This is a genomic window from Microbacterium sp. LEMMJ01 (assembly GCF_002114135.1).
Lineage (GTDB): Bacteria > Actinomycetota > Actinomycetes > Actinomycetales > Microbacteriaceae > Microbacterium.
On record NZ_NCTV01000013.1, the window covers coordinates 1 to 23,755 of the forward strand.

Annotated in this window: 24 protein-coding genes and 1 pseudogene; 9 read left to right on the plus strand and 16 right to left on the minus strand. The window is 62.9% G+C overall.

All coding sequences use genetic code 11. From position 1 onward, the window contains the following. Positions 1-19 precede the first annotated feature (19 nt). Positions 20-772 (plus strand): annotated as a pseudogene (locus tag B7W94_RS00785) (IS256 family transposase); the annotation flags it as partial. A 102-nt stretch (positions 773-874) separates the two neighbouring features. On the opposite strand, the gene B7W94_RS00790 reads toward B7W94_RS00785, so the two are convergent. The 13 genes from B7W94_RS00790 to phnG form a co-directional block, all read right to left on the minus strand. Further along, positions 875-1,186, minus strand: coding sequence for a transposase (locus tag B7W94_RS00790; RefSeq protein WP_085603614.1), 312 nt, complete (start codon positions 1,184-1,186; stop codon positions 875-877). 17 nt (positions 1,187-1,203) lie between these two features. Continuing rightward, positions 1,204-1,482, minus strand: coding sequence for a hypothetical protein (locus B7W94_RS00795; RefSeq protein ID WP_139833213.1), 279 nt, complete (start codon positions 1,480-1,482; stop codon positions 1,204-1,206). A gap of 636 nt (positions 1,483-2,118) precedes the next feature. After that, positions 2,119-3,636, minus strand: coding sequence for an IS1634 family transposase (locus tag B7W94_RS00800; protein WP_085603620.1), 1,518 nt, complete (start codon positions 3,634-3,636; stop codon positions 2,119-2,121). Positions 3,637-3,893: 257 nt separating this feature from the next. Next, entirely contained in the window at positions 3,894-4,244 is a 351-nt protein-coding gene (locus B7W94_RS18520; RefSeq protein WP_139833215.1) for a helix-turn-helix domain-containing protein, read from the minus strand. A 79-nt stretch (positions 4,245-4,323) separates the two neighbouring features. Further along, positions 4,324-5,514, minus strand: a complete 1,191-nt coding sequence (gene phnN, locus B7W94_RS18215; protein ID WP_085603623.1) for a phosphonate metabolism protein/1,5-bisphosphokinase (PRPP-forming) PhnN — start codon at positions 5,512-5,514, stop codon at positions 4,324-4,326. Continuing rightward, positions 5,511-6,683, minus strand: a complete 1,173-nt coding sequence (locus tag B7W94_RS00810; protein ID WP_085603626.1) for an alpha-D-ribose 1-methylphosphonate 5-triphosphate diphosphatase — start codon at positions 6,681-6,683, stop codon at positions 5,511-5,513. Before B7W94_RS00810 ends, phnN begins: the two co-directional genes overlap by 4 nt. After that, a complete protein-coding gene (locus B7W94_RS00815) occupies positions 6,680-7,393 on the minus strand; it encodes a DUF1045 domain-containing protein (protein ID WP_172400034.1) in 714 nt (237 codons plus the stop codon). Before B7W94_RS00815 ends, B7W94_RS00810 begins: the two co-directional genes overlap by 4 nt. After that, positions 7,390-8,100 carry a phosphonate C-P lyase system protein PhnL gene (phnL, locus tag B7W94_RS00820; RefSeq protein ID WP_085603632.1) on the minus strand — a complete coding sequence of 237 codons (711 nt, stop codon included), beginning with the start codon at positions 8,098-8,100 and terminating at the stop codon, positions 7,390-7,392. Before phnL ends, B7W94_RS00815 begins: the two co-directional genes overlap by 4 nt. A gap of 2 nt (positions 8,101-8,102) precedes the next feature. Continuing rightward, positions 8,103-8,870: a phosphonate C-P lyase system protein PhnK gene (gene phnK / locus B7W94_RS00825; protein ID WP_250786300.1), complete on the minus strand. Its 768-nt coding sequence runs from the start codon at positions 8,868-8,870 to the stop codon at positions 8,103-8,105. 1 nt (position 8,871) lies between these two features. Then, positions 8,872-9,741: an alpha-D-ribose 1-methylphosphonate 5-phosphate C-P-lyase PhnJ gene (locus B7W94_RS00830; RefSeq protein ID WP_085603637.1), complete on the minus strand. Its 870-nt coding sequence runs from the start codon at positions 9,739-9,741 to the stop codon at positions 8,872-8,874. Continuing rightward, positions 9,738-10,835 (minus strand): carbon-phosphorus lyase complex subunit PhnI, encoded by a 1,098-nt coding sequence (locus B7W94_RS00835; RefSeq protein ID WP_085603641.1) that lies wholly within the window; start codon positions 10,833-10,835, stop codon positions 9,738-9,740. Before B7W94_RS00835 ends, B7W94_RS00830 begins: the two co-directional genes overlap by 4 nt. Before the next feature lie 3 nt (positions 10,836-10,838). Further along, on the minus strand, positions 10,839-11,471 hold the full coding sequence (gene phnH, locus B7W94_RS00840; RefSeq protein ID WP_085603644.1) for a phosphonate C-P lyase system protein PhnH: 633 nt from the start codon (positions 11,469-11,471) through the stop codon (positions 10,839-10,841). Next, on the minus strand, positions 11,471-11,938 hold the full coding sequence (gene phnG, locus B7W94_RS00845; RefSeq protein ID WP_085603647.1) for a phosphonate C-P lyase system protein PhnG: 468 nt from the start codon (positions 11,936-11,938) through the stop codon (positions 11,471-11,473). The genes phnH and phnG overlap by 1 nt, the downstream gene beginning before the upstream one ends. Positions 11,939-12,077: 139 nt before the next feature. Here phnG and phnF point away from each other — a divergent pair, with 139 nt between their 5' ends. The 3 genes from phnF to B7W94_RS00860 all read left to right on the plus strand — a co-directional run bounded on the left by phnF (position 12,078) and on the right by B7W94_RS00860 (position 15,260). Next, on the plus strand, positions 12,078-12,827 hold the full coding sequence (gene phnF, locus B7W94_RS00850) for a phosphonate metabolism transcriptional regulator PhnF (RefSeq protein ID WP_085603651.1): 750 nt from the start codon (positions 12,078-12,080) through the stop codon (positions 12,825-12,827). Positions 12,828-12,906: 79 nt separating this feature from the next. Beyond that, entirely contained in the window at positions 12,907-13,788 is an 882-nt protein-coding gene (locus B7W94_RS00855) for an endonuclease/exonuclease/phosphatase family protein (protein WP_085603654.1), read from the plus strand. A gap of 236 nt (positions 13,789-14,024) precedes the next feature. Continuing rightward, positions 14,025-15,260: an IS256 family transposase gene (locus B7W94_RS00860; protein ID WP_046746337.1), complete on the plus strand. Its 1,236-nt coding sequence runs from the start codon at positions 14,025-14,027 to the stop codon at positions 15,258-15,260. Between the two features lie 554 nt (positions 15,261-15,814). Here the strand turns inward: B7W94_RS00860 and B7W94_RS00865 are convergent. The 3 genes from B7W94_RS00865 to B7W94_RS00875 form a co-directional block, all read right to left on the minus strand. After that, positions 15,815-16,531: a class II aldolase/adducin family protein gene (locus B7W94_RS00865; protein WP_062633823.1), complete on the minus strand. Its 717-nt coding sequence runs from the start codon at positions 16,529-16,531 to the stop codon at positions 15,815-15,817. Positions 16,532-16,626: 95 nt separating this feature from the next. Then, positions 16,627-17,814 carry a thiamine pyrophosphate-dependent enzyme gene (locus B7W94_RS00870; RefSeq protein ID WP_139833214.1) on the minus strand — a complete coding sequence of 396 codons (1,188 nt, stop codon included), beginning with the start codon at positions 17,812-17,814 and terminating at the stop codon, positions 16,627-16,629. 291 nt (positions 17,815-18,105) lie between these two features. Beyond that, the gene (locus B7W94_RS00875) at positions 18,106-19,560 is read right to left on the minus strand and encodes an aldehyde dehydrogenase family protein (protein ID WP_062633835.1); all 1,455 of its coding nucleotides are present in this window, start codon (positions 19,558-19,560) and stop codon (positions 18,106-18,108) included. A gap of 265 nt (positions 19,561-19,825) precedes the next feature. Here B7W94_RS00875 and B7W94_RS00880 point away from each other — a divergent pair, with 265 nt between their 5' ends. Genes B7W94_RS00880 through B7W94_RS00900 form a run of 5 tightly spaced genes read left to right on the plus strand, consistent with a single transcriptional unit; the run spans position 19,826 to position 23,620 of the window. Then, positions 19,826-21,268 (plus strand): Rieske 2Fe-2S domain-containing protein, encoded by a 1,443-nt coding sequence (locus B7W94_RS00880; protein ID WP_228164524.1) that lies wholly within the window; start codon positions 19,826-19,828, stop codon positions 21,266-21,268. Then, on the plus strand, positions 21,265-21,855 hold the full coding sequence (locus B7W94_RS00885) for a 3-phenylpropionate/cinnamic acid dioxygenase subunit beta (RefSeq protein WP_062633826.1): 591 nt from the start codon (positions 21,265-21,267) through the stop codon (positions 21,853-21,855). The genes B7W94_RS00880 and B7W94_RS00885 overlap by 4 nt, the downstream gene beginning before the upstream one ends. Further along, positions 21,852-22,196, plus strand: a complete 345-nt coding sequence (locus B7W94_RS00890) for a hypothetical protein (protein ID WP_085603657.1) — start codon at positions 21,852-21,854, stop codon at positions 22,194-22,196. Before B7W94_RS00885 ends, B7W94_RS00890 begins: the two co-directional genes overlap by 4 nt. Continuing rightward, on the plus strand, positions 22,177-22,371 hold the full coding sequence (locus tag B7W94_RS00895) for a ferredoxin (protein ID WP_062633830.1): 195 nt from the start codon (positions 22,177-22,179) through the stop codon (positions 22,369-22,371). The genes B7W94_RS00890 and B7W94_RS00895 overlap by 20 nt, the downstream gene beginning before the upstream one ends. 10 nt (positions 22,372-22,381) lie before the next feature. Continuing rightward, positions 22,382-23,620 carry an NAD(P)/FAD-dependent oxidoreductase gene (locus tag B7W94_RS00900; protein ID WP_062633832.1) on the plus strand — a complete coding sequence of 413 codons (1,239 nt, stop codon included), beginning with the start codon at positions 22,382-22,384 and terminating at the stop codon, positions 23,618-23,620. Positions 23,621-23,755 lie beyond the last annotated feature (135 nt).

A 23,755-nucleotide genomic window follows, 5' to 3' on the forward strand; every position in this document is an offset into this window, starting at 1 on the left:
GTCTGACATCGGCTACTAATACGTGTTCCTCGACGCGACCTACTGCAAGATCCGCATCGACCACCGTTTCGTGTCCCAGGCGGTCGTCGTCGCGATCGGCGTCGCCGCTGACGGGCGGCGGGTCGTGCTGGGCTTCGATGTCGGAGACAGCGAGACCGAGGAGTTCTGGGAGCAGGTCCTGCGCTCGTTGAAGATACGAGGTCTGGGCGGGGTCAAGCTGGTGATCTACGACGCCCACGCCGGACTGAAGAAGGCCGCAGCGACCGTGTTGCAGGGCGCCGCCTGGCAGCGCTGCCGCGTCCACTTCATGCGCAACGTCCTGACCGCCCTCCCGAAGGGCCGGCAGGAGATGGTCGCCAGCGTGATCCGCACGATCTTCGCCCAACCCGACGCCGAGCACATCGATGCCCAGTTCGACGAAGTCGTGCGCATGATCGAGCGCGTCCACCCCAAGACCGCCGTGATGCTCACCGACGCCCGTGACGACATCCTCGCGTTCAAAGCGTTCCCCGCCCGGCATTGGCGACAGATCTGGTCCACGAACCCGCTGGAACGCCTCAATCGGGAGATCAAGCGCCGCACCGACGTCGTTGGCGTGTTCCCGAACAACGCCGCCCTGCTCCGCCTGGCCGGCTCCGTCCTCGTCGAGCAACACGACGAATGGGAAGCCGCCGACCGCCGCTACTTCTCCGAAGCCTCCATGACCGAGCTCACCGCGACCACCCCCACCATCGACGAGGCGGTGATACTCCCCGAGATCACCGCCGCCTAAACTAACGACAGCTGATCATCGCAACGAAGCGAAAGACCACCACTCAAACGGACGCGGCCCCGAACCGCTCTCGATACTCGTCGATGAAGCGGATCATCTCGGTCAGGGCCGGTCGAGCTCCTTCGCGAAAAACACGCTCGCAGCCTTGAGGATCTCATTCGCCTTTCGCAGCTCGGCCACCTCGCGGCGCAGGCGCTTGTTCTCCTCAGCGACATCGCTCGGGACACCGGGCTTCGCGCCGGCGTCGACCTCGCGGCGGCGATGCCACACCCGCAGCGTCTCCGCGCTCATGCCGAGGAGCCCCGCAACATGCCGCACCGCGGACATCAGATTCGAGTGCTGACCGGAGGCCTTGGCCTCATCGAGCATCCGCAGCGCGCGCTCGCGCATCTCGGGAGAGTACTTCTGGTTCATCGTGTTCCATCCTTGCTTCAAGAACGGAACGAAACCCAGGCCGATTCAGCCGTGCCGTAGTGACTAAGCCAGTCAGCGCTGTATTCACGAAGCTGCAAAACCATGTCCTCAATGGCGGCTTCGAGGGTTTCGCCTTCAGGGAGAAAGCCGCGACGATCGAGCACAATCACATATACCCCGTCTTCGACGAAAGTCACGACGCCCGGATGTCTCCCAACTATATTCCGGCCGTCGGTGCTCGCCTCGATCGAGCTGTGGTTGTCCCTTTCGGGCTCCAGCATATCTGCAGGCATCACCCCTCCCCCTCGATACGCATGGGGTGCGTTACTCAGCCGGAAGACGAGTTTAGCGAGCCTACACTCCGCGCACCAAAGATCGAGGATTGTTGGAGTCACACGCCCCAGCGCCGTCGATTGCTACGGGGATGCGCGGCTGTGACTCGGCGGACCAACGCCAAAGGCTGCCGATCACGTAGACCCAACCAGACGTCAATGATTGGCATTGCGAATGCTGCCCCTGCACGAAGCCTCTGGCACCGCGCATAGCTTGGTTGAGGCACCAGTGGACTTGGTACCCTCACTACCAGACAGGGACGCTGGTAAGAAGTAGCACCGGGGCACAGCTACTTTACGGGGATCAGGCGAAAGCCCGGCTGTGGCGGCCGGGCTCTCGTCGTTACACCTCCGGACCCGGAGCCTGCGGTTGAGCGGGAGGCCCCCCCACAGGCCCATAGATCTCATGCTCCCCACACGACTGAGCTCGTTCGTAGCGTCCGCGCTTGCGTTGCGACACCTCAGATCGCCGACCAGTCAAAGGCAGGTTGCGGTGTCGTGATCGCTATGCCAGTTCACCCTGTTCAGGCGAGTACCGTTCTCCGGTGACTTCTGCCACCGGCACGTTTTGCCGGGCGCGTAGCCTGACTTGGACCTCTCTTAGTGTGTTTTGAATGCCCCGAGTATTTCGGCGACTTCGGCCGGGATTTCTGGTTTCGCGAGGAGCTCATGCCCGTTGATATTCACCGTGACCTCGCGCAGCGGACGTAGCAGTTGCACGAACTTCTTGATCGACACCCCAGTCACTGTCTGAATGTGCCGAGCGACCGCGAGGGCACAAAACACAACCGTGAGGTGCGCTTCGATGCTGTCGCGGGTGTGCGCAAAGATCGGCCGGGCACATAGGTCGCTTTTCGACATGCGGAAAGACTGCTCAACGTGCCAGAGATCGTGATAAGCAGCGATCACACCGGCACCATCAAGCCGTTCGATCGACATGTTCGTCACGTAACCTTTGAGCCCAGCGACTTGCTGCGCCCGCTCGTACGAGGCCTCATCGAAGGATTTCTTCCCGCCGTTGGTTTTCACGAACCTGGCTTTGTGGACGGGCTTTTCGCCCGCGATCTGCGCAAGGGCACGGTTACGTTGCTGGTTCAGGGTCTGGTTATCGCGCACGAACCGTTTCCGGGACCATTGATACACCGCCCGCCATTTGGTGCGCTGCTGCCCGAGGGTGGTGATGGTTTCAGTGATCTCTCCATCGGTGAATGCGTCACCACGACGGGTGAACCGTTCCGCAAGATCGAGTGGTGCTTTCGCGGAGCGGGATCCGACGATGAATTTGTAGCCGGCGTCTTCGAGGTCGAGGAGGTTCTTGTTGGAGAGCATGCCGGCGTCGGCGACCACGACAATGTCATCGAGTTCATGCCGTTCTTGGAACTGTCGCAAGATGGGCACGATGGTGCGGGTTTCGGCGTGATTGCCTTCGAAGCACCCAATTTCCAGGGGATACCCGTACTGGTCGACGAGGAGGCCGACCACGATTTGTGGGTCGACGCGGCGTTCTTTGGAGAACCCGACTTTGCGCAGCTCGTCTTCGTATTCCGCTTCAAAATATAAGGTCGTCACGTCGTAGAGGACCAGTGCAAGCCCACCGGCGGCTGCAGCGTATTCGAAACAGGCTTCCGAGGCGGTGTCGCGGTAATCACGTTGCTGTATCCGTGCCAGGCAGCGTTTGATCGTCGACAGGTGTACTGGGGTGATGCCGAGGTCGTCGAGGACCCTGCCGGTGCCGGTTTTCGACGTTGGTTCCACGATCCGGGCGAGGACGAGTTGTTCGAACGCGTCGTCCTTGATGCGCGCGAATCCGCAGGCCCGGTACGCCTGCTGCAGGCAATCCCACAGCAAACGTGAGGCATGACCCGCAACGACAGCACCGTCGGCGCGCGATCCACTAGATCCCTGATCGGGTGGGGTTTCTGGGGCGAGGTCGAGGTCGAATTCGCCTTGGCCAGGATCGAGTCGTTGGCGCGCGATTTCCAACAGCACCGCGAGTTCTTGGTCGGTGTGAGCGGACCCGAGGTGCTTGATGATTTTGTCGCGTCCGTCCACACGGCGAGCGAGTTGGACCGCGGTCGCGCCGGACGCGGTCTTCACTTTCCGGATGAACGGGGACATACCAGCGAGAATACCCGCCGGTTTAGTGTGTCAAAATCCGCAGAAATAGGAGTGACTTCCGCGTGTTTATGCGGAAGTCACTCCCTGACTCCTAAACAGAGGTCCAAGTCAGGGCCCCCCCCACAGGCCCATAGATCTCATGCTCCCCACACGACTGAGCTCGTTCGTAGCGTCCGCGCTTGCGTTGCGACACCTCAGATCGCCGACCAGTCAAAGGCAGGTTGCGGTGTCGTGATCGCTATGCCAGTTCACCCTGTTCAGGCGAGTACCGTTCTCCGGTGACTTCTGCCACCGGCACGTTTTGCCGGGCGCGTAGCAATCTCCCCGTTACACCGCGCCGGGGCGCTTGATGCGGCCCCAGTCAACGACAGCGGGCATCGTGTCATCCAGGTCCCTTGCTCCTCGGTGTTGGATTCCGCGCGGTCGAAATAGGAGCTTGAAATCCATTTGGATGGCTGGGTCATCCGGTCGATGTAATCCTCGAGATGCCGAGCCCTGAACACCCATTTGCGTCCGGATTTCACCGCGGCAATCTCTCTTCGCTTGACTCGCTCGGTGAGTTGTCGTGAGCTCAACAGGAGGCGGTCGGCCGCCTTGTCCAGGGTCAGGAGACGGTCAGAATGGGGTTCATTCTGGTCTTACGCCTCGTTCATCCTGCTGACATTGCCGCAGCATCATTCCGTCCCGCTACCGCGCCTCATATTTCTCAAGAAATTGGATTGCGTTGAGCTCACGAAAGTCCCCGAGACGTTCACCGAGGGACTCGTGGTCCCAATCCCACCAGGCAAGAGCCTCAAGGCGTTCGGCGACCTCTGCGGGCTGTCGACAACGAATGACTTTGGCCGGCACCCCGGCCACAATCGCGTAAGCGGGAACATCCTTCGTCACAACCGCTCCCGCGGCGACAACTGCACCATTTCCCACGGTAACGCCCGGCTTAATCTGTGCGCCGTGGCCGATCCACGTGTCGTGCCCGATGCGCGTTCGCCGGGCCCGACGCATCTCGAACCACTCCGCGTCATCCGCCTGATCAGCCCAATACAGATTCGAGCGGTACAAGAAATGATGCAGGCTTGCCTTGTCGAGGGGGTGATCAACGGCACCCACCCGAACGAAGCTGGCGATGTTTGAGAATCTACCAATAGTCGCGTTCGCGAAATCGCCGAAACGGTCGCAGTAACTGTAGTCACCAAATTCTGTCGCAGAAAGACGAGTCCCCCTACCGATCTCGGTGTAGCGGCCGAGTGTGCTGTCCGTCATCGCAACCGGCTGATGCACCAACCCTGTCGGCGGTAGCTCGACGTTACCGCCCGCCCCCGAAGCTTCGTCGCACTTCGATATCCCGTGCTCGATTACACGAAGCAATCGCGAGCATCCTTCTTCAACAGTGCCGTTATTTGCCACCTCATAATCGACATCAACGTGCGGGGCCGGATCGGGACGTCCGAGTCGTTGCTGAATCTGCTTTAGGTTCTCCCGACCACGATTGAGCAGACGCGCAGCCTGCGTCTTCTCGCAAACCGAGATTCGAATGACCACCACGCGCGAGTAGCGCTTGCGCAGCATGTGAAGAACCGACCGCGACACATTCACGACCACGGACGCCCCTGAGCGGATGATGTCGTCAATCTCACGAGGAATTCCATACATCAGGTCGTGCGCCGACCACTCGAGGGCGAATTCCCCAGCCGCCGAGGCCCAAGCGAACTCAGCCTCAGACAGCGGGATATGTGATTCACCCGGCCCAGGCCCCCGTGTGATGTATCGACGCGGAAACACCAGGCCGGGCCGGCCCAGACTCTTCACTGCCGAAAGCAGGGCATCTTTGCCGACGCCGCTTGCACCCACAACCGCAAAAAACACGCCGTCGCCACTCATGCCACTCGCATCCCTTCACGGAAGACCGCGCGAACCACCGGCATACTCTGTTTCGCCGAAGACATGTCACGATCACCGACCTGAATTTCACGCACCCGGATGAGGTCAGCTCGCTTCCCGACCGCGATCTGGCCACGATCTTCCAGGCCAACCGCCTTCGCCGGATTGGTGCTCACCAGCTCGGTGCCCTCGGACAGCGTGATCGACCCTTCATCGACCAGTTGGAACACCGCCTGCAATGGGCTCGCAGGCACGTAGTCAGAGGAAAGGATGTGCAGCAGGCCGCGGTCCAGGAGTTCATGCGCGGCGACATTCCCCGACTGACTGCCGCCCCGCACGATATTTGGTGCCCCCATGACGACATACAAGCCGTTCTGTACCGCAGCTTCGGCCGCAGCGACGGATGTCGGGAACTCTGAAATACTCACGCCCAATTGCACAGCTTCGTCCACGTGTGCCGCCGTCGCGTCATCGTGGGTGGCAACCGCGATTCCCTGCTGCAGTGCCGACTGCGAAATCCGGTTGCGGTTGGCTTCGGTGTGGCGGTCGGCTTCGCGTAGGAGCTCCTCGATATAGGTCTCCACTTCGCTTTCTGGCACCATGCCCTTGCCGACGAAGTACTTTCGGAACTGATCCACGTCTTCGAATTGCCGCTGGCCCGGTGTGTGATCCATCAGCGACACCAACAGCACATTGGGTTCATCGACCAATTCAGCGAACACATCAAAGCAGTCCTCAGCCGATACTTCGCAACGAAGGTGCGCCGCATGGTCGGCCCGGAACGCCCCCGCTTCCCGCGCGCCACGGATCGCACCCATCAGCCGCCGCGCGGCGGCAGTAGTCGTTTCCCGCGCCCGCGGCTCAGAACCGAGCCGAACTGCATCCAGCACCGTCGTTGCGCCAGCGGCCGCCATCTGCGCATCGTGCGCGAGCACTGCGGACATGGGTTCCCACTCAACGCCCGGACGAGGGCGCATGTGATATTCCACGTGGTCCGTGTGCAATTCCACGACGCCCGGCAGCACGTAGTCGCCGTCGAGGTCCTCCCCGACGGTCACACTGCCGGTGCTGATGTCGGCGATCTTGCCGGCACGGATGAGGATATTTCCGTGCACGATCTCATCGCGAAGCACGACCTGCGCGTTCTTGAAAACAAGGTCGTTGGTCATTGTGTCCCTTTCAATGGGTGGAGTGAGTGAATCCGAAATGGGGCGCCCGGGGCTGGTTCCTCGACGAGCGACAGGTGATCGACCCGCATCTCAACATCCGTGAGCCGCCCCAGCAGCGCTTGGAGCCCCGATTCCACGACCGGTAACCGGGTAGCGGGCAGCTTGTTGGTGAGGGTGAAGTGCGGAGTGAATTCTTCGAGCACGTACGGATAGCCGTAGCGCTCCAAGTACTCGAGTTGTCGTGTGCTGAGCGCACTGAGCGTTCGACGTGCTCGTTCCGGCTCGGTGAGCGGGGCCCGAAAGGTATCCAGCTCGGTGACACATTCATTCGCGAGTTCGTGTAGGTCTGGCAATTCCTTCCCCGGCACGAGCGCAAGAAACCCCGCGATATTTTTCAGGCGCAACGATGGAATGTGGATGGGATCACAGCGAGCGGCGAGCCGTCGCGTCGCTTGTTCCAGATCGGCGGCCGAATATTCATCACGAAGATGGAAGGGCGCCTTGAGCGTGGCGTGAAATCCGTATCTTCGCGGTTCGGTGGTGATTCGGTCAATCTCCGCACGAGGCCAGTCCAGGAGACTCTGCTGTTCGACCGTTTCCGTCAGCAAACTTCGTCCCAGCCAACGGTCTACCAGGTCTCGAAGCTCAATCGCGACCGGGTCACCACCGCCGATCCCGGGGGTCAGGTAGATCGCGTACCGGGGTGTCACTGTACCCGTTCCAATGCCACGTAATCCTCCACGGGGATGAGCCGGTCAGCGACAATTTCGCGCACCTCGGGGTCGTGGAAGATACCGAGGATGGCAGTGCCGCGTTCAATTTTTTCGGCAATGAGGTCGATGACCACGCGGCTGTTCTTAGAATCCAGCGATGCAGTGGGCTCGTCAAGCAGCAGCAGTGGCAGATCCACGATGAACCCGCGGGCAATATTGACGCGCTGCTGCTCACCACCGGAGAAGGTGGCCGGTGGCAGGCTCCAGAGTCGCTCGGGTATACCCAAACGACTCAGCAGTTCGGCTGCGCGCGAAGTTGCCTCGACGTATTCGGTGCCGCGCTCAATGAGTGGTTCGGCCACGACGTCGAGTGCGGAGACCCGGGGCACACACCTTAAGAATTGACTCACGTATCCCATGACGTTTCGACGGGCCGCCAATATCGTTCGCGGGTCAGCGTTTGCGATATCGATATTGAACCCGCGAGCATGAAGTTCAATGTGCCCACTTGTGGCCAGGTAATTCCCAAACACCATTTTCAAAATGGTGCTCTTTCCCGCCCCAGAAGAACCGTCAAGCACGACACATTCGCCACCGTGCACCTCGAACTCGAGGCCGTTCAGAACGCTGATTTCCTTTCCGCTCTGCAGGTGCATCGTAAATGATTTATTGAGGTCAGAAACTCTAAGAACTGGCTGATTCATGCTTACCCCTGAAGAATTGACGATACGAGCAATTGTGTATATGGCGCCTGCGGGTCATCGAGCACACGGTCAGTAAGTCCGGATTCGATGACGCGTCCGTCTTTCATCACGAGAGTGCGGTGCGAAATCATTCGCGCCACTGCCAGGTCGTGAGTCACAATAATGACCGCCAAACCAAGATCACTCACCAGCGACCTGATGAGATCCAACAGCCGCGCCTGTACGGACACATCCAGCCCGCTCGTCGGTTCATCCATAAACACGAGCCGTGGTGACACGACAAGATTTCGGGCGATTTGCAGTCGCTGGCGCATCCCGCCAGAGAACGAGGTCGGGGGATCATCCACGCGGCTGCTCGGGATCTCCACCCGTTCGAGCCATTCCAGCGCTTTCTCGCGGATCTTCCCATAGTGACGCAGGCCATTTGCCATCAGCGGCTCACCAACGTTTCCACCGGCGCTCACCCGCATCCGCAGGCCGTCTTCAGAGTTCTGGTGCACAAAGCCCCACTCGGTTCGCCATAGGCGGCGAATCTCGCCTTCCGTCTGGCTGCTCAGGTCGAGCGGCGTGCCGTCCGTGGCCCAATAGCGAACCGTGCCCTCGGTGGGATTCAGGCGCTGCGAAATCGTTTTGAGGAGCGTGGATTTTCCAGAACCGGATTCACCAACGATTGCCAGTACCTCACCGGGCCAAAGATCAAACGTTACCTCTCGGCAGCCGTACCGGTCACCGTATCGGTGTCCAAGATTTGACACCTCGAGAATAGGCATATCATTCACTGACGCCTTCCCCTTCCTTACTGAGTTGGGCGAATTTATTGGCGCAGTAGTCACTGTCTGAGCACACATACAGCGCTCCGCCCTTATCGTCGGTAATAATTTGGTCGAGATATACCCCGGTTGAGCCACAAATCGCGCAGGGCTCTTCGAATGCCTGTGGCTCAAAGGGATAATCCTCGAAACCCAAGCTCTCCACATCCGTATATGGCGGGATGGCGTAAATTCGCTTTTCGCGACCGGCACCGTATAAGTGCAGCGCCGGACTCTGGTGAAGCTTGGGGTTATCAAAGCTCGGCGTGGGCGAAGGTGCCATAAGATATCGGCCGTTGACTATCACCGGATAGTCATAGGTTTTTGCGATGTGGCCGTATTTGGCGATGTCCTCATACAACTTCACATACATGAGCCCGTATTCGTTCAACGCATGCAGTTGTCGAGTTTCGGTTTCCCGAGGTTCTAGGAACCGCAGCGGCTCCGGAAGCGGCACTTGATACACCATGATCTGGCCCTCCTGCAGCGGAGTTTCCGGAATTCGGTGTCGAGTTTGAATCAGCGTGGCTTGCGTGGTGTCCGTTGTCGTCTCCACGGAAGACACCCGGTGGAAAAATTTCCGGATTGACACCGCGTTCGTGGTGTCGTCGCTGCCCTGGTCGATGACTTTGAGCACATCCGATTTTCCGATCAGGCTTGCTGTCAGCTGCACGCCACCGGTCCCCCAGCCTCGCGGCAGCGGTACTTCGCGAGAGGCAAAGGGCACTTGAAATCCAGGAATCGCAACTGCCTTGAGCATCACTCGACGAATCATTCGCTTGGTCTGCTCATCGATATAGCCAATGTTGTACTCAATTTTGGCCGAATTCATTGATCTACTTCCTGCTCGTCAGCGTGCTGTTCGCCGAACTCTTGTTGAAGCTTTCGAACAAGGTGCAGTTCAGCTTGGAAATCCACATAGTGCGGCAGCTTGAGGTGTTCAACGAACCCGGCCGCTTGCACACAGTCCGCGTGACTCAATACGAATTCCTCGTCCTGCGCGGGTGCATCCGACTGCTCGTCAAATTCATCAGCTCGAAGTGCCCGGTCGACCAGCGACATGGACATGGCCTTGCGCTCGGCACGACCGAACACCAATCCGTAGCCACGCGTGAACTGCGCCGGCTTATCGTGACTGCCCATGAACTGATTGACCATCTGGCATTCGGTGACCTCGATGCGCCCCAGCGGAACCGCGAATCCCAGCTCCGGGGCGTCGAATTCGACCATGACTTCCCCAACACGGATCTCCCCCGCGAACGGGTGCGTATTACCGAATCCCCGCTGCGTTGAATAGCCCAGCGCGAGCAAAAATCCCTCGTCGCCTCGTGCCAGTCCCTGCAGTCGCGCCGCGCGGGACATCGGGTATTCGGCGGGTTCGCGAGTGATGTCGGCCGGTTCCGGGTCACTCCAGGGTTCTTCGTGGTCGGGTTCCAGCAGTGCCGCCGAGCCGAGGATGTCAGTGATTCTGGGCTGGTCGACATGCGCAGTATCAGCGCCACCGTTTTCGATGCTGATGTCTGCCTCTGTCGGTTCGGTCAGCAGCCGGTGTGTGTAGTCGAACGTGGCACCGAGCTGCTGACCACCAGGAACGTCCTTAAACGTTGCCGAAATGCGCCGCTGCGGTGGCAGAGCAGACGTGTCAATCGGCTCGGAGTATCCAAATCTCGGCAAGGTCGTGCGATACGCCCGAACGAGCGTGATCGCCTCGACAACATCACCCTGACATTGAATAATGGCCCGGCCCGCGAGTTCACGGTCATAGAGGGAGCCCTCGTTCATGACTCGCGAGGTGAGTACCGGCAGCTGGCTGGCAATCGCATCCGCCTCGACCCGAGGTACTGCCGGATTGCCGCGACCTTCCTTGGCCAGGAGCGCATGCGCATTCGCGATTGCTTTCTCGCCGCCCTTAACAGCTACATACATTGGTTAGGCCTCCCGCTTGTGTTCTTGAATCGCCAGCGAAGTTGTTCGAGGCAGCGCCATGACACTGTGTTCATCAACAATGAGCAGGTCGACGCCTCGTGGGAAGAGCTGGTGATTTGCTGCCCAGTCCTCGAAGAATTCGGCATACGTTTCCGGCATGAGAAACTCAATCTCGCCATTAATGCCGGGGCCGGTGGCGCGACAATTGTGTGCGCCAGTCATCTCACGTGCATCGAGCACCAGGGTCGTTGACTCTTGGGGCGACAGGTCACTCCCGGTCCGCAACTCGTTGAGTGCAGGCATCGAATCAACGGTCGCGACCACAAAGTCAGCGTCGGCGAGCTCAGTGCAACGCTTGAGCCCGGTGTGGAAGAGCAGGTAGCCCATGGCCGACTCATCCTGTGCCAACACGGGATGGTGCCAGACCGCGGTATCGATATCGAACAGCGTGAGTTCCACGGCTGCCAGAGCCGAGCCCAGTGCGGCGGGGACGTCTTGTGGTCCCGTGATCGAGAATTTCCGCCCCGGGTACGAGAACGCGTTGAGAATCGCGCGAAACACCGCTTGTGAATCGCTCGATGGGTCCGAAAAGCCGGGCTGGGGAATGGTCGCCGCCTGAAACACTGCGTCACTCATCAGTTCTCCCTCGCAAACGTAAGAAAATCGACCTTGGTGCTTTGCGCATCCGCAAGTGCTGCTGCTTCGCGAAGTTCATGCGCATGCTGCAATGGGCGAATCACGGCCTGCTGCACCTTCTCGCGCAGCTGGGTGGTCGCGAGCATGCCGTCGAACACTGCGGAATACCAGGCGTGGTCGGGGTTGCTCCCCAACACGTAGGAGTGCCCGAATGCATCCTCATTCAGCGGCCCGCCGCTCAGGCGAACGGAGGCGCGCACCACGGTGGCCTCACCCAGGTTGAATCGGTCACCACCGGACCCAATTCGGCCGCGCACCATCACGATGCCAGATTCCGGGCCACGAATGCGTTCTACCTGGGGCTTCTCTTCCCAGGCTTCCCACGCAGCGCTCAGTTCCGACACCTCCGCGAGCGCAAGAACCGCCATCCACTGCTGCCGTTCAGCGATTGCGTCCGTCGAACTCATCGCACCAATCCTTCCAAGTCATCTATTCATCTAGACAACTCGACCGTAATCGAGACCGCGCGATTCATCTAGTAAACTAGACAAATACCAGTGAAACTTAGGGTGAACAATTGCCCCTGCAGCCCCAAAGAGAGACCACGTGACAAAAACCACGCCTCGAGCCACAAGCGGTTACTCAACCTGGCGACTCATTGCCGACGAGGTGCGCAGTGAAATCATTGACGGCTACCTGCAAACGGGCGCAAAGCTGCCCACCGAAGCCGAACTTGCCGAGCGCTTTCAGGTGCACCGCAACACCGTGCGCCAAGCAGTCGCCGCCCTCGTTTCTGAAGGACTGGTGGAGCGACGCCAGGGAAGCGGCACCTACGTGCTTCCTCACACCCTCCTGCTACACCGCATAGGCCTTCGCACCCGGTTGAGTGAAAGCGCACGGGATACAACAACGACATTCAATCGGCCACTCTCCGCGGAACTCGTGACCGACACCCCCGCCGAAGCGCACGATCGGCTGCAATTACAAGGACGCCCCGCACTCAAAATCGAAACGATTGGCCACACTGACGGCTCGGCCGTTGCTCGATCAACGGCCTGGTTCAACGCCGACCTGACCCCGGAGCTTGACGACCACTTACGCCACACGCGGTCAATCACCAAGGCCCTGCAAGCAATCGGCATCGATGACTATGTCCGCACCTGGAGCGCTGTCAGCGCTCGAACCGCAACCACCGAAGAAGCGCAAGACCTCAACATCCCAGCCGGCTCAATCGTGCTGGTGGTTCGCTCACTGAACTCCCTCACCGACGGCCGGCCACTGCAGTATTCAAACACCCGCTTCCGCGCCGACCAGGTCGAACTCGACATTGATTTCGACGCCTTCCCCAAGCGCTGACGACTCGACGGGAAAAATTAGTTCCGCAAGTTAACTCTTTTTTGGAACCTTGTTCACTTTGGCGGCATAGCTTTCCCGCATGAACAAAAAAATGAACCTACGGGTACTGACACTGAACATTTGGCTCGCCCCCCGCGATCAGCAAAAGCGCGACGCGCTCCTACTTAAAGGCCTCGAAGAGCACGACGCCGACATTGTCTTCCTGCAGGAAGTCGTCCGCACCCCGGAGCGCGATGCCTTCCAGCTCGTAAAGGAAAACTCGAGCCTCCACTGGCACCACGCATCCGACTTCGCTCGCCACGCATCCGACTTCGCTGACTTCGAGTGGCCCGCCTGGGGAACCGCCGTTGGTACGCGCTGGGAACCCAAGAGCATTACCACCCACAAGCTTCCCGCAGCCGACGGACCCTATGTATGGGAAGCCGTGCTGTCACTGCCCATCGGCGTGGACATGCTCTTCCTCGGCCCGCGCCCGAGCTTCAATTTCACCGACGAGGCCGCTCGTGTGGAGCAGGCGCTGTTCGTCACTGAACTTGAAGAAAAGCGCCGTCAAGAGGCCCCCACGATTATTGCGGGCGACTTTGACGCCGCTCCCGACCAGGACTGCATGCGGTTCTACACCGGCAAATCAGCCATCAACGGCCGCAGCGCCGCCTTCCGCGACACCTGGGCAATTGCCGGAGACGGTGGCCCCGGCTACACCTGGACCACCGATAGCCCGTGGGTCGCCCGAAGCGTGACCGACGGTCAGGGAATTGTTCCGAACTACGTGGTGCAGGAACCCCACCACCGCCGCATCGATTATGTACTCGCCGGCTCGACGGTAAACCACCTCACGGTCGAGAGTGTCATCAACTCGAGCAAGGTTGTGTTCAACGAGTATCCGACGGCAAGCGACCACTACGGAGTCCTCGCCGAGATTGAACTGAACGCGCTGGACAAGCCGACGGCCTGGGCATAATTCGAACCAAAAGCTACGGCCCGGGTCCTCTCTCCTCCAGGAGGGCCCGGGCCGTGTTGTTGAACTATCAAATGATCAGTCGCGGAACATTTCCTCAGCCTGCGCAGCCCGCGCCCTGGAGTCCCGCGGGGTGGTGGTCTTTCGGGCCCGCGGCGTCGTGACCGCGACGGGGTGAGCCATCGTGCGATGGTCAGTGAGAACGACCAAGAACTCACACAGAAAGACGACACCGCACGATGGCTCTTGACCAGTCTGCCCTCCTCGAGCTGCTCGGGGAACTGAAGCTCACCGGCACCACCGACCGCATCCGAGCCGCGACCGAGCGGCTCTACCAGGAGCTGATCGACGCGGAGACAGCCGCATTCATCGGCGCCGCCCCCTACGAGCGCACGAGCGAGCGCACGACTACCCGCAACGGTTCCCGGCCGCGGGTGCTGTCGACCACGGCTGGGGATCTGGAGTTGCGGATCCCGAAGTTGCGGCAGGGGTCGTTCTTCCCGTCGCTGCTGGAGCGGCGCCGCCGGGTCGACCAAGCCTTGTTCGCGGTCGTGATGGAGGCCTACCTCCACGGCGTCTCAACCCGGAAGGTCGATGACCTCGTCAAAGCGCTCGGCGCTGACACTGGCATCTCGAAGTCCGAGGTGTCCCGCATCTGCCAAGGGCTCGACGCCGAGGTCGCATCGTTCCGCGACCGCTCGCTGTCTGACATCGCCTACCCCTACGTGTTCCTCGACGCGACCTACTGCAAGGTCCGCATCGACCACCGTGTCGTGTCCCAGGCGGTCGTCGTCGCGATCGGCGTCGCCGCTGACGGGCGGCGGGTCGTGCTGGGCTTCGATGTCGGAGACAGCGAGACCGAGGAGTTCTGGAAGCAGTTCCTGCGCTCGTTGAAGACACGAGGTCTGGGCGGGGTGAAGCTGGTGATCTCCGACGCCCACGCCGGACTGAAGAAGGCCGCAGCGACCGTGTTGCAGGGCGCCGCCTGGCAGCGCTGCCGCGTCCACTTCATGCGCAACGTCCTGACCGCCCTCCCGAAGGGCCGGCAGGAGATGGTCGCCAGCGTGATCCGCACGATCTTCGCCCAACCCGACGCCGAGCACATCGATGCCCAGTTCGACGAAGTCGTGCGCATGATCGAGCGCGTCCACCCCAAGACCGCCGTGATGCTCACCGACGCCCGTGACGACATCCTCGCGTTCAAAGCGTTCCCCGCCCGGCATTGGCGACAGATCTGGTCCACGAACCCGCTGGAACGCCTCAATCGGGAGATCAAGCGCCGCACCGACGTCGTTGGCGTGTTCCCGAACAACGCCGCCCTGCTCCGCCTGGCCGGCTCCGTCCTCGTCGAGCAACACGACGAATGGGAAGCCGCCGACCGCCGCTACTTCTCCGAAGCCTCCATGACCGAGCTCACCGCGACCACCCCCACCATCGACGAGGCGGTGATACTCCCCGAGATCACCGCCGCCTAAACTAACGACAGCTGATCATCGCAACGAAGCGAAAGACCACCACTCAAACGGACGCGGCCCTACCGGGAGTCGAAGGTCCGAGTCTCGGAACGGCACCGGCGCCAGGTTGTCGTCGAGATCACGTTCGCTTCCCCCCATGACCTCATCCGGTGGGAGGACAGTAAGGAGCGGCAGGCGCACCTGCAACAGGCCGTGCCGCTCACGATCGGGCAGGCCCGTCCACTGACTCCGGACGCCCTCACCGGTGCAATCCCGACGGCCGGTCCCGCGCGCCCGCGGTGGTGGACGGCGCGATAACGCTGCACCCGAGCGCCCCGCCGAGACGATCCGGCGGGGCGCTCCCGTGTCCACCCCCCGGCCCGTCAAATGTCCGACCCCCCCTACTACTGTTGTGTGTGTCAGATACACAACATGGCGCGAGCCGTTAGGCGCGGGCGGCGTGTGCCGGCATGCCGGACCGCCCCACCAGGGGCGAACGGCCGGCTTCGCCGACGCGATGACGCGCCGGCCGCGAGCGGGCGGATTTGCTCAGCGCGCCTGGAGGAGGCGCGCTTTCAGACGCTCTCCCCGCGCCTGGCGTTGGCTCTCCAGATCTCCCAGGCCCTCGTGAGCTGCCCGTTGTTGGATTCCGCGGCCGCGGCGCCCTCTTCTGCGGTGAGGGCGGTGTAGCCGCCGAGCTGACCGGCCGTCACCTGTGCTCGGGCGTTGAGGTCCGCGTAGACCGCGCGGGCGACCGCCTGCGGGATCGAGTCGCCCACGGCGACGAATCCGTGTCCTCGCATGAGTGCGACCGCCGCGCCCCCGAGGGTCGCAGCAAGGTCCGCGCCGAGCGAACCGCTGCGGATCAGCAGGTCGCTGGAGGACCCGACGCTGTCACGGATCTCGAAGACCGGGACCGCTTCGCCGAGGAAGCCCGCCATGTGCCACACCGCCTGCAGAGGCGTCCTGGAGATGCTGAAGGGCACCATCGACGCGGAGTGGCTGTGGACAACGGCCTGGACATCGGCGCGTGCCCGGTAGATCTCGCCGTGGATGAATCGTTCGAGATAGCTCGGTCTGTCGTCCGCGGTCGTCCCGTCCAATCCGATCACCTGAATGTCGTCGGGCGTGACGAGGCCGGGGGCCAGGTTTCTGGAGATGAGGAACCTGCTCGGGTCGTCGGGGTCACGGACGCTCACGTGGCCGAAAGCATCGAGGATGCCGTGGCGGACGAGAATGCGATTCGCATCGACGAGATCCTCTCGAACCCCTAGTCGATCACCAGTTGACATCCTTCATCGCTCCCTACTGCAGACGTACGTGTCGCTGTCAGCCCGAACACGCGGCTCACTCACCGTATACGGCGCTGTCACTCCTGCTCGACATCTCACGCGAACGCCTGCCCGAAGACCCGGACATCGCCCATCGCAGACGCGACCTGGATCAGCGTCGGCCCATCCTCGGCGAACGCGGCGGCGAACGCGCTCTCGAGCTCCTCCGGGTTGGACGCCCGCCAAGACTTCAGTCCCAGGCTTCGGGCGTACGATGCGTGGTCGATCGGGGGCCGGAAGGTCCAGCGCATCGCATCCTCTGCGCCGGGCTCTCCGAGCGAGCTGCCCATCGCTCCCGTCACGGTCGCGACGTCCCGCCAGCCCCCGTTGTCGAGGACGAGGTAGACGACCGGAACGTCGTACGCGGCAGCGGTGTGGATCGCTGTGGAGTTGAACATGAACCCGCCATCGCCGAGGACGGCGATCACTCGACGATCGGGACGAGCCATCTGGATGCCGACCGCCGCCGGCGCGCCCCAACCCTGAGCACTCGCCTTCCCCGAGAGGCCGAAATACGTCCACGGTGCGCCATAGTCGACGAGTGTGTCGATGAAGCCCTCCGCGGATCCGCACTGGTTGACGACGATCGTCTCGGAGCCGCCGAGGCGATGGATGAGGTCCGCGATGTGGGCCGCCGATACCGCGCCATCAGCCTCGCCGAGCAGGCGCGACCGCAAGGCTTCGCGGCCCGCTTCCCAGCGCTCTCTGAGCCCTCGCACCCGCCCGCCCGAGCTCACGGGTACCGCTCCGCCTTCAGCGAGGCGATCGGCGACCGCATCGAGCAGGCGCCCGGGGTGGCTGAGGATGCCGACCTGACCTGCGTACTGCCGGCGCAGAGCGAGCGGGTCCACGGTGACCTGCACCACGAGGCTGTCACCGAAATCCGGCAGGGGCATCGCCAGCCCCTCGGTGAGCTCGGCGCCGAGGAGGACGACGACGTCTGCGCCCTCCAGTGCAGGGCTCGATGCGGTCAGCTTGCCGACGTACCTCGGATTGGTGTTCGGGAAGGCGAGGTCGGCGCCCTTGATCTCCCCGAGCACGGACGCGTCCACCAGGTCGGAGAGCCTTTCCAGCGCGGCAATCGCACCGTACCGCGCGACCTCTGTCCCCACCACGATGACCGGACTGGCCGCCGTCCTGAGAATCTGGGCGAGACGCTCTACCGCATCCGGATCGAGCGCCTCATGCAGATACTCGGTCACCGGTCCCGGGGTGAACTCGATCTCCTCTTCCAGAAAGTCCATCGGAATGCCGAGGTGCACCGGACCGTAGGGAGGGGTGGAAGCGATCTGGAACGCTCGCTCGAGGAACTCCGGAAGCCGCTCCGCCCGGGGGATCTCAGCCGACCACTTCGTGTACTGCTGTGTCGCCTCTGTGATGGCCCGGGGAACGTTTTCGGCGCCCAGGCATCCCTGCAGGCGGCCTTCGCCTCGACGGGGTTTGCCCGAGGCTGACGGGAACAGCGCCTCCCAGCACCGCCGGCATGGATCGCGCCGCGCTTGCTGCGACGACGTACAGCGCGCAGCGCTGCCCCCCTACGAGAGCAGAACGGTCACGGTCTTCGTCTCGGTGTACGAGATCAGTTCGTCGAGGGACTCCTCGCGGCCGATCCCCGAAGCCTTCACCCCTCCGAACGGCAGTCCCCAGAAGTGCCGGCTGCCACTGTTGACGAGGATGTAGCCGGCCTCGATCTGCCGGGCGACGACGTGGGCGCGCGTGACGTCGCGCGTCCAGATGCTCGAGGTGAGCCCGTACTGGACGCCGTTGGCGATCCGTACGGCCTCCTCGTCGGCGTCGAAGGTGGTGACGGAGAGGACGGGGCCGAAGATCTCGTTCTGCTCGACGAACGACCCGGGGCTGACACCGGTGAGCAGCGTCGGCTCGACGAACCACCCCTCATCGAGGCCGGCGGGACGGCCGCCGCCCGTCGCCACGGTGGCACCCGCCTTCCTGCCTTCGGCGATGGCGCTGATGGACTTCTGGAACTGTGCCTCCGACACGAGCGGGCCCATGTCCACGGACGGGTCCAGCGGGTCTCCCACCCGGATCGCGGCCATGCGCTCGGCGACCCGGCCGATCACTTCGTCGGCCACCGAGGAGTGCACGAGCAGGCGGCTCGTCGAGCCGCAGCTCTGTCCGGCGACCCACGTGAAGTTCATACCCGCGACGGCACCGGCCGCAGCCGCCTCCAAATCGGCGTCGGCGAAGACGATCTGAGCGTTCTTTCCGCCCAGTTCGAGCGACACGTGCTTGACTCCGGTCTCGGCTGCATCCCGCTGGATCGATTGCCCCGTCGCGGTGGACCCGATGAAACCGATCCGGCGGACCTCGGGATGACGCACCAGCGCGCGTCCGGTCACCGCGCCGCGACCGCTGACGGTGATCAACAGATTGTCCGGGAGGATCCCGACCGCGAGCTCGGCCAGGCGCAACGAAGACAGCGGCGTCTGGTCCGGGGCCTTGAGGACCACGGCGTTGCCGGCGACGAGGGGCGCGGCGACCTTCGCCGCCGCGAAGAAGAAGGGATGGTTGAACGCACCGATACGCGCGACCACTCCGTAGGGCACCTGCATGGTGTAGTGGAGGTTCGTGCTCACCGGAATCGTCCGGCCACCGAGGTCGAGCGCCATGTCGGCGAAGATCTCCATGAGTTCCGCCGCCGCGTCCACATCGCCCCTCATCATCGAGAGGGTGAACCCGCCGTCCAGTGCGTCGAGAGTGGCGAGCTCCTCACGGTGCTCTCGGATCGTCGCAGCGAGTTGCCGGATCACGGCGGCCCGGGCTCGGGGCGGCATCGCGCCCCAGGCCGGCTGCGCAGCCTGCGCCGCCGCCACCGCGCGCCCGACCTCCTCCTCGGAGAGGTCGGGGGCGGAGGTCAGGGGACGCCCGGTCGTGGGGTTCTCGACCTCGTAGCGCGCGGCACTGGCCCACGGCTTGCCATCGAGAGTGACGGTCCATTCCCGGTCTGCGACATCGGTCGACGGGCTCATCATTGACTCCTCGTTTCCAGCAGAAGCGGTTTCTGTGTTCCAGAGGAGCATGCCCACCCTCTGGGACGGGAGGATGGTCCTCGCAGCCGCGACGCATCGCCTCCTCCTCCGAGCGCGGCCGCGAAGGCCTTCCTCGGGCCCACTTGACGTAAGGCGCGCGTGTGTGGCAGAATCAATTTCTGCACATCAGAAACTATGCCTCGGCCCGCTTCGACGTGCGACGTCGGAGCGGTGTCGAAGCATTACACTACGGATAGGCGCGACGATGAGCACTTCCAGCATGACGATCTACGACGAGATCCGTCGCGGAATGATACCGGCGTACATCTACAACGACGCGGAGATCTTCGCGCGCGAACGAAAGAACCTTTTCAGCCGCGCCTGGCTGTTCGTGGGCCACGAGTCCGAGATTCCTCAGGCCGGCGACTACGTCGTCCGGCGAATACTCGACGACTCGTTCATCATCGTCCGCGACGAGAAGGGTGAGATCCGCGCCCACTTCAACATGTGCCTGCATCGCGGCATGCAGGTCTGCCGGGCCGAGATGGGGAACGCCTCGCACTTCCGCTGCCCGTACCACGGGTGGTCCTACCGCAACGACGGACGCATCGTCGGACTCCCCTTCCACGAGGAGGCCTACGGCGGCGAGGCCGGGTTCAGCCGAAAGGGCGCACGGCTCCTGCCGGCGCCGAACCTCGGTATGTACAACGGCCTGATCTTCATCAGCATGGACCCGGATGCGCCGAGCCTCGAGGACTACATCGGCGACTTCAAGTTCTATCTCGACTACTACACCCGGCAGAGCCCCAGCGGCATCGAGCTCCGGGGCCCGCAGCGGTGGCGCGTCAAGGCGAACTGGAAGATCGGCGCCGAGAACTTCGCCGGCGACATGTACCACACGCCCCAGACGCACACCTCGGTCGTCGAGATCGGGCTGTTCCGCGAGCCGAAGGCCGAGAAGCGCAAGGACGGCAACACATACTGGGCCGGCAACGGAGGCGGCACGACCTACAAGCTCCCGCCGGGCACGCTCGAGGAGCGGCTGCGGTACGTCGGCTACCCGGACGAGATGGTCGAGCGGATGAAGGCGACCTGGTCTCAGGAGCAGCTCGATGTCATCGGCCGCGACGGGTTCATGATCTCCGCGGCCTCGCTCTTCCCGAACATGTCCTTCGTCCACAACTGGCCCAAGGTCGAGGAGGGTTCGGACGAGGACGTGCTCCCGTTCATCTCCATCCGGACGTGGCTTCCGATCAGCGAGGACGAGACCGAGGTGTACTCCTGGTTCGCGGTCGACGCTGAGGCTCCGGAGGAGTTCAAGGCACTGTCGTACAAGGCCTACCTGATGTGCTTCGGGTCGACGGGCATGTTCGAGCAGGACGACGTGGAGAACTGGGTCTCGCTCACGAACACGGCGAAGGGATCAATGGCGCGGCGCCTGCTCCTGAACAGCCGCATGGGCATCCTCAAGGATGGATCGCCGGTCGTCGAGCCGCTCGGCCCCGACCAGTTCGCCGGCCCCGGCGTCGCGCACGTGGGCTACGGCGAGTACAACCAGCGCCATCTGCTCCACCGCTGGGCGGACTACCTGGAGTCGGAGTACGAGGGCGTCGACTTCCGTGCCCTGTCGATCGGCGGCGAGCCGCCACTGGATGTCGAGCCCCGACCTGCGGGCATCACGAACAATGGTCAGAAGGTGGTCCGATGATCGAGGAGACCGGCAAGGCAGTTTCCGAAGTCTCCCGGCTTCGCAAGTCGTCAACCCTCGCCGACCGGGTGGGCTCGTCCCTGCCCTTCACGAGCGAGCTGCACGCCACGATCCATCGCTGGCTCGTCGAAGAGGCCTACACTCTCGACCAGCAGCGGTATGAGAGCTGGCTGGACATGCTGACGGAAGACATCCACTACGTCATGCCCGTCCGCGTGACCACCGCACTCGGCACGCCCTTCAGCACGTCCCCCGGGATGGCGCACTGGGACGAGAACAAGTACTCGCTCAGCCGGCGCGTCGCACGGTTCCTTACCGAGCATGCCTGGACCGAGGACCCTCCGTCCCGGCTGCGTCACTTCGTGACCAACGTGCGGGTGTTCGAGACCGACGTGCCCGGCGAGGTGCTCGCCGACTCCGCGATGCTGCTGTTCCGCAGCCGAGGAGACGTGAACGAGCCGTCGATCATCTCCGCCCACCGGGAGGATGTGTTCCGTGACGTCGGAGGCGAGTACAAGCTCGCGCGCCGCGTCATCCTCGTCGACGAGTCGGTGCTGCGCACCCAGAACCTGGCGATCTTCCTGTGACCCTGGAGTGGGAAGGCGCCGACGTCGATCGGGCCGCCGCGATCGCCGCCGCCGAGGAGCGCGCACGTTTGGTCGCGCGCACCGTCGGCGAGCCGCTCACGATCGCCAACGAGTTCTCTGAGATCACGGTGAGCCGGGTCGAGACCCGCAACGGGACGCGTCTGCTCATCGACTCTCCGAAATCCGGACAATGGATCGCACTCGACCCGCTCGAGCTGGAGGCGCTCACCTGGCAGACCGTCCAGACGTTCTCAGCGATGATCGGGTCGCCGTACGCGCCCGTGTTCCCCGACCCCGACCCATCATCAACGAGGAATGACCATGGCCACGGTGAAGGCTGACCTCTCCCTCTGCCAGGGCTACGCGAACTGCGTCGTGGCCGCGGGAGACTACTTCGACATCGACGACGACGGCAAGGTCGTGCTCTTGCAGCTCGAGGTGCCGGACGCGGAGCGCACTCGCGTCGAGGAAGCCGCCCGAAGCTGCCCGGTCTCGGCGCTGTCTGTCGAGGGTTGAGCCGATTCGCATGTCTCACGTCGTCGTCGTCGGTGCTTCCGTCGCCGGAGTCAAGCTCGTACAGAATCTTCGTTCGGAGGGGTTCACCGGCGCGATCACGCTGGTGGACCAGGAGAGCCATCCCCTCTACGACCGTCCCCCGCTGTCGAAGAAGTACCTCAGCGGCGCCGCATCCGACCCGGAGATCGCGCTGACGACGGCGGAAGCGCTCGAAGGCCTGCGGGTCGAGACCCGTTTCGGCGTCGCCGCGACCGAGCTGGATCCTGCCGGCAAGACGCTGACGCTCGCCGACGGCAGCGAGCTGACCTACGACATCCTCGTCATCGCGACGGGTGCCCGAGCTCGCCGAACCCCGTGGGCTTCCACTCCCGGCGTCCACGTGCTGCGTACCCGCGCCGATGCCGACGAGCTGCGCAAGGAGCTCGTTCCGGGCCGCCACCTCGCGGTGGTCGGCGCCGGATTCATCGGCGCCGAGGCGGCCGCCACAGCGCTTGCGGCCGGTGTCAAGGTCACCATCATCGAACCGATCGGTGCTCCGATGGGCCGGGCGATGAATATGGAAGTGGGCGGTATCTTCGCGGAGAAGTACCGCAGGGAGGGTGCTGAGCTACGCTTCGGCGTCTCCGTCGAGAACGTCGAGCGCACGGGTGACCGCGTCCAGGTCACGCTCACCGATGGCGCGACGCTGGATGTCGACGCTGTCCTGCTCGGTATCGGAGCGGTCGTCAACACGGAGTGGCTCGAGTCGTCGGGCCTCGCGCTGGATAACGGTGTCGTCTGCGAAGGCACGCTTGCCGCCGTCGGCGTCTCCCACGTGTATGCGATCGGCGACGTGGCACGATTCATGAACCGACGGCATCCCGACCCGATCCGGTTGGAGCACTGGACGAGCGCGACGGATCAGGCGCTGATTGTCGCGCATAACATCGCTCACCCGGATGACCTGCGCAGCTACGACCCGACGGAGTATGTGTGGAGCGACCAGTACGACTGGAAGATCCAGATCGTCGGGCATACCGGATCTGATCACTGGACGATGGTGGGCGACCCTGCGCAGGACCGCTTCGCCGTCGTGTACGGCGAGAGCCAAGGGCAGGCCGAAGGTGCCGTCATCGTGAACTGGCCGCGTGCCCTCGTCGACGCCCGCCGCTCGGTCGCCTCGCGAGCGAAGGCGGACGAGCTGATACATCGGCTGCGCGCCCTCCTCGAGCCCTCGAGCACGGCTCCGGCGAAGGCGGCCGCCCGATGAGAGCTGACGACACCACCCTCCCCCTCCTGCACGGTCACCGCATCCCGCGAATCGGGGTGGGCACGTGGCCACTCACGGGAGACGAGTGCGCAACGATGGTCGAGAAGGCGGTCGGCTACGGTTACCGCCTGTTCT

Bases quoted from the DNA above. Each gene is read 5' to 3' on its own strand.
- B7W94_RS00880 (WP_228164524.1), top strand. From the start codon at position 19,826: ATGAGCACTTCCAGCATGACGATCTACGACGAGATCCGTCGCGGAATG.
- phnG (WP_085603647.1), bottom strand. From the start codon at position 11,938: ATGAGTTCGACGGACGCAATCGCTGAACGGCAGCAGTGGATGGCGGTT.
- B7W94_RS00835 (WP_085603641.1), bottom strand. From the start codon at position 10,835: ATGTATGTAGCTGTTAAGGGCGGCGAGAAAGCAATCGCGAATGCGCAT.
- phnH (WP_085603644.1), bottom strand. From the start codon at position 11,471: ATGAGTGACGCAGTGTTTCAGGCGGCGACCATTCCCCAGCCCGGCTTT.
- B7W94_RS00855 (WP_085603654.1), top strand. From the start codon at position 12,907: ATGAACAAAAAAATGAACCTACGGGTACTGACACTGAACATTTGGCTC.
- B7W94_RS00865 (WP_062633823.1), bottom strand. From the start codon at position 16,531: ATGTCAACTGGTGATCGACTAGGGGTTCGAGAGGATCTCGTCGATGCG.
- B7W94_RS00810 (WP_085603626.1), bottom strand. From the start codon at position 6,683: ATGACCAACGACCTTGTTTTCAAGAACGCGCAGGTCGTGCTTCGCGAT.
- B7W94_RS00790 (WP_085603614.1), bottom strand. From the start codon at position 1,186: ATGAACCAGAAGTACTCTCCCGAGATGCGCGAGCGCGCGCTGCGGATG.
- B7W94_RS00895 (WP_062633830.1), top strand. From the start codon at position 22,177: ATGGCCACGGTGAAGGCTGACCTCTCCCTCTGCCAGGGCTACGCGAAC.
- B7W94_RS00885 (WP_062633826.1), top strand. From the start codon at position 21,265: ATGATCGAGGAGACCGGCAAGGCAGTTTCCGAAGTCTCCCGGCTTCGC.
- B7W94_RS00870 (WP_139833214.1), bottom strand. From the start codon at position 17,814: ATGGACTTTCTGGAAGAGGAGATCGAGTTCACCCCGGGACCGGTGACC.
- B7W94_RS00800 (WP_085603620.1), bottom strand. From the start codon at position 3,636: ATGTCCCCGTTCATCCGGAAAGTGAAGACCGCGTCCGGCGCGACCGCG.
- phnL (WP_085603632.1), bottom strand. From the start codon at position 8,100: ATGAATCAGCCAGTTCTTAGAGTTTCTGACCTCAATAAATCATTTACG.
- B7W94_RS00830 (WP_085603637.1), bottom strand. From the start codon at position 9,741: ATGAATTCGGCCAAAATTGAGTACAACATTGGCTATATCGATGAGCAG.
- B7W94_RS00875 (WP_062633835.1), bottom strand. From the start codon at position 19,560: ATGAGCCCGTCGACCGATGTCGCAGACCGGGAATGGACCGTCACTCTC.
- B7W94_RS00860 (WP_046746337.1), top strand. From the start codon at position 14,025: ATGGCTCTTGACCAGTCTGCCCTCCTCGAGCTGCTCGGGGAACTGAAG.
- phnN (WP_085603623.1), bottom strand. From the start codon at position 5,514: ATGAGTGGCGACGGCGTGTTTTTTGCGGTTGTGGGTGCAAGCGGCGTC.
- phnK (WP_250786300.1), bottom strand. From the start codon at position 8,870: ATGCCTATTCTCGAGGTGTCAAATCTTGGACACCGATACGGTGACCGG.
- B7W94_RS00900 (WP_062633832.1), top strand. From the start codon at position 22,382: ATGTCTCACGTCGTCGTCGTCGGTGCTTCCGTCGCCGGAGTCAAGCTC.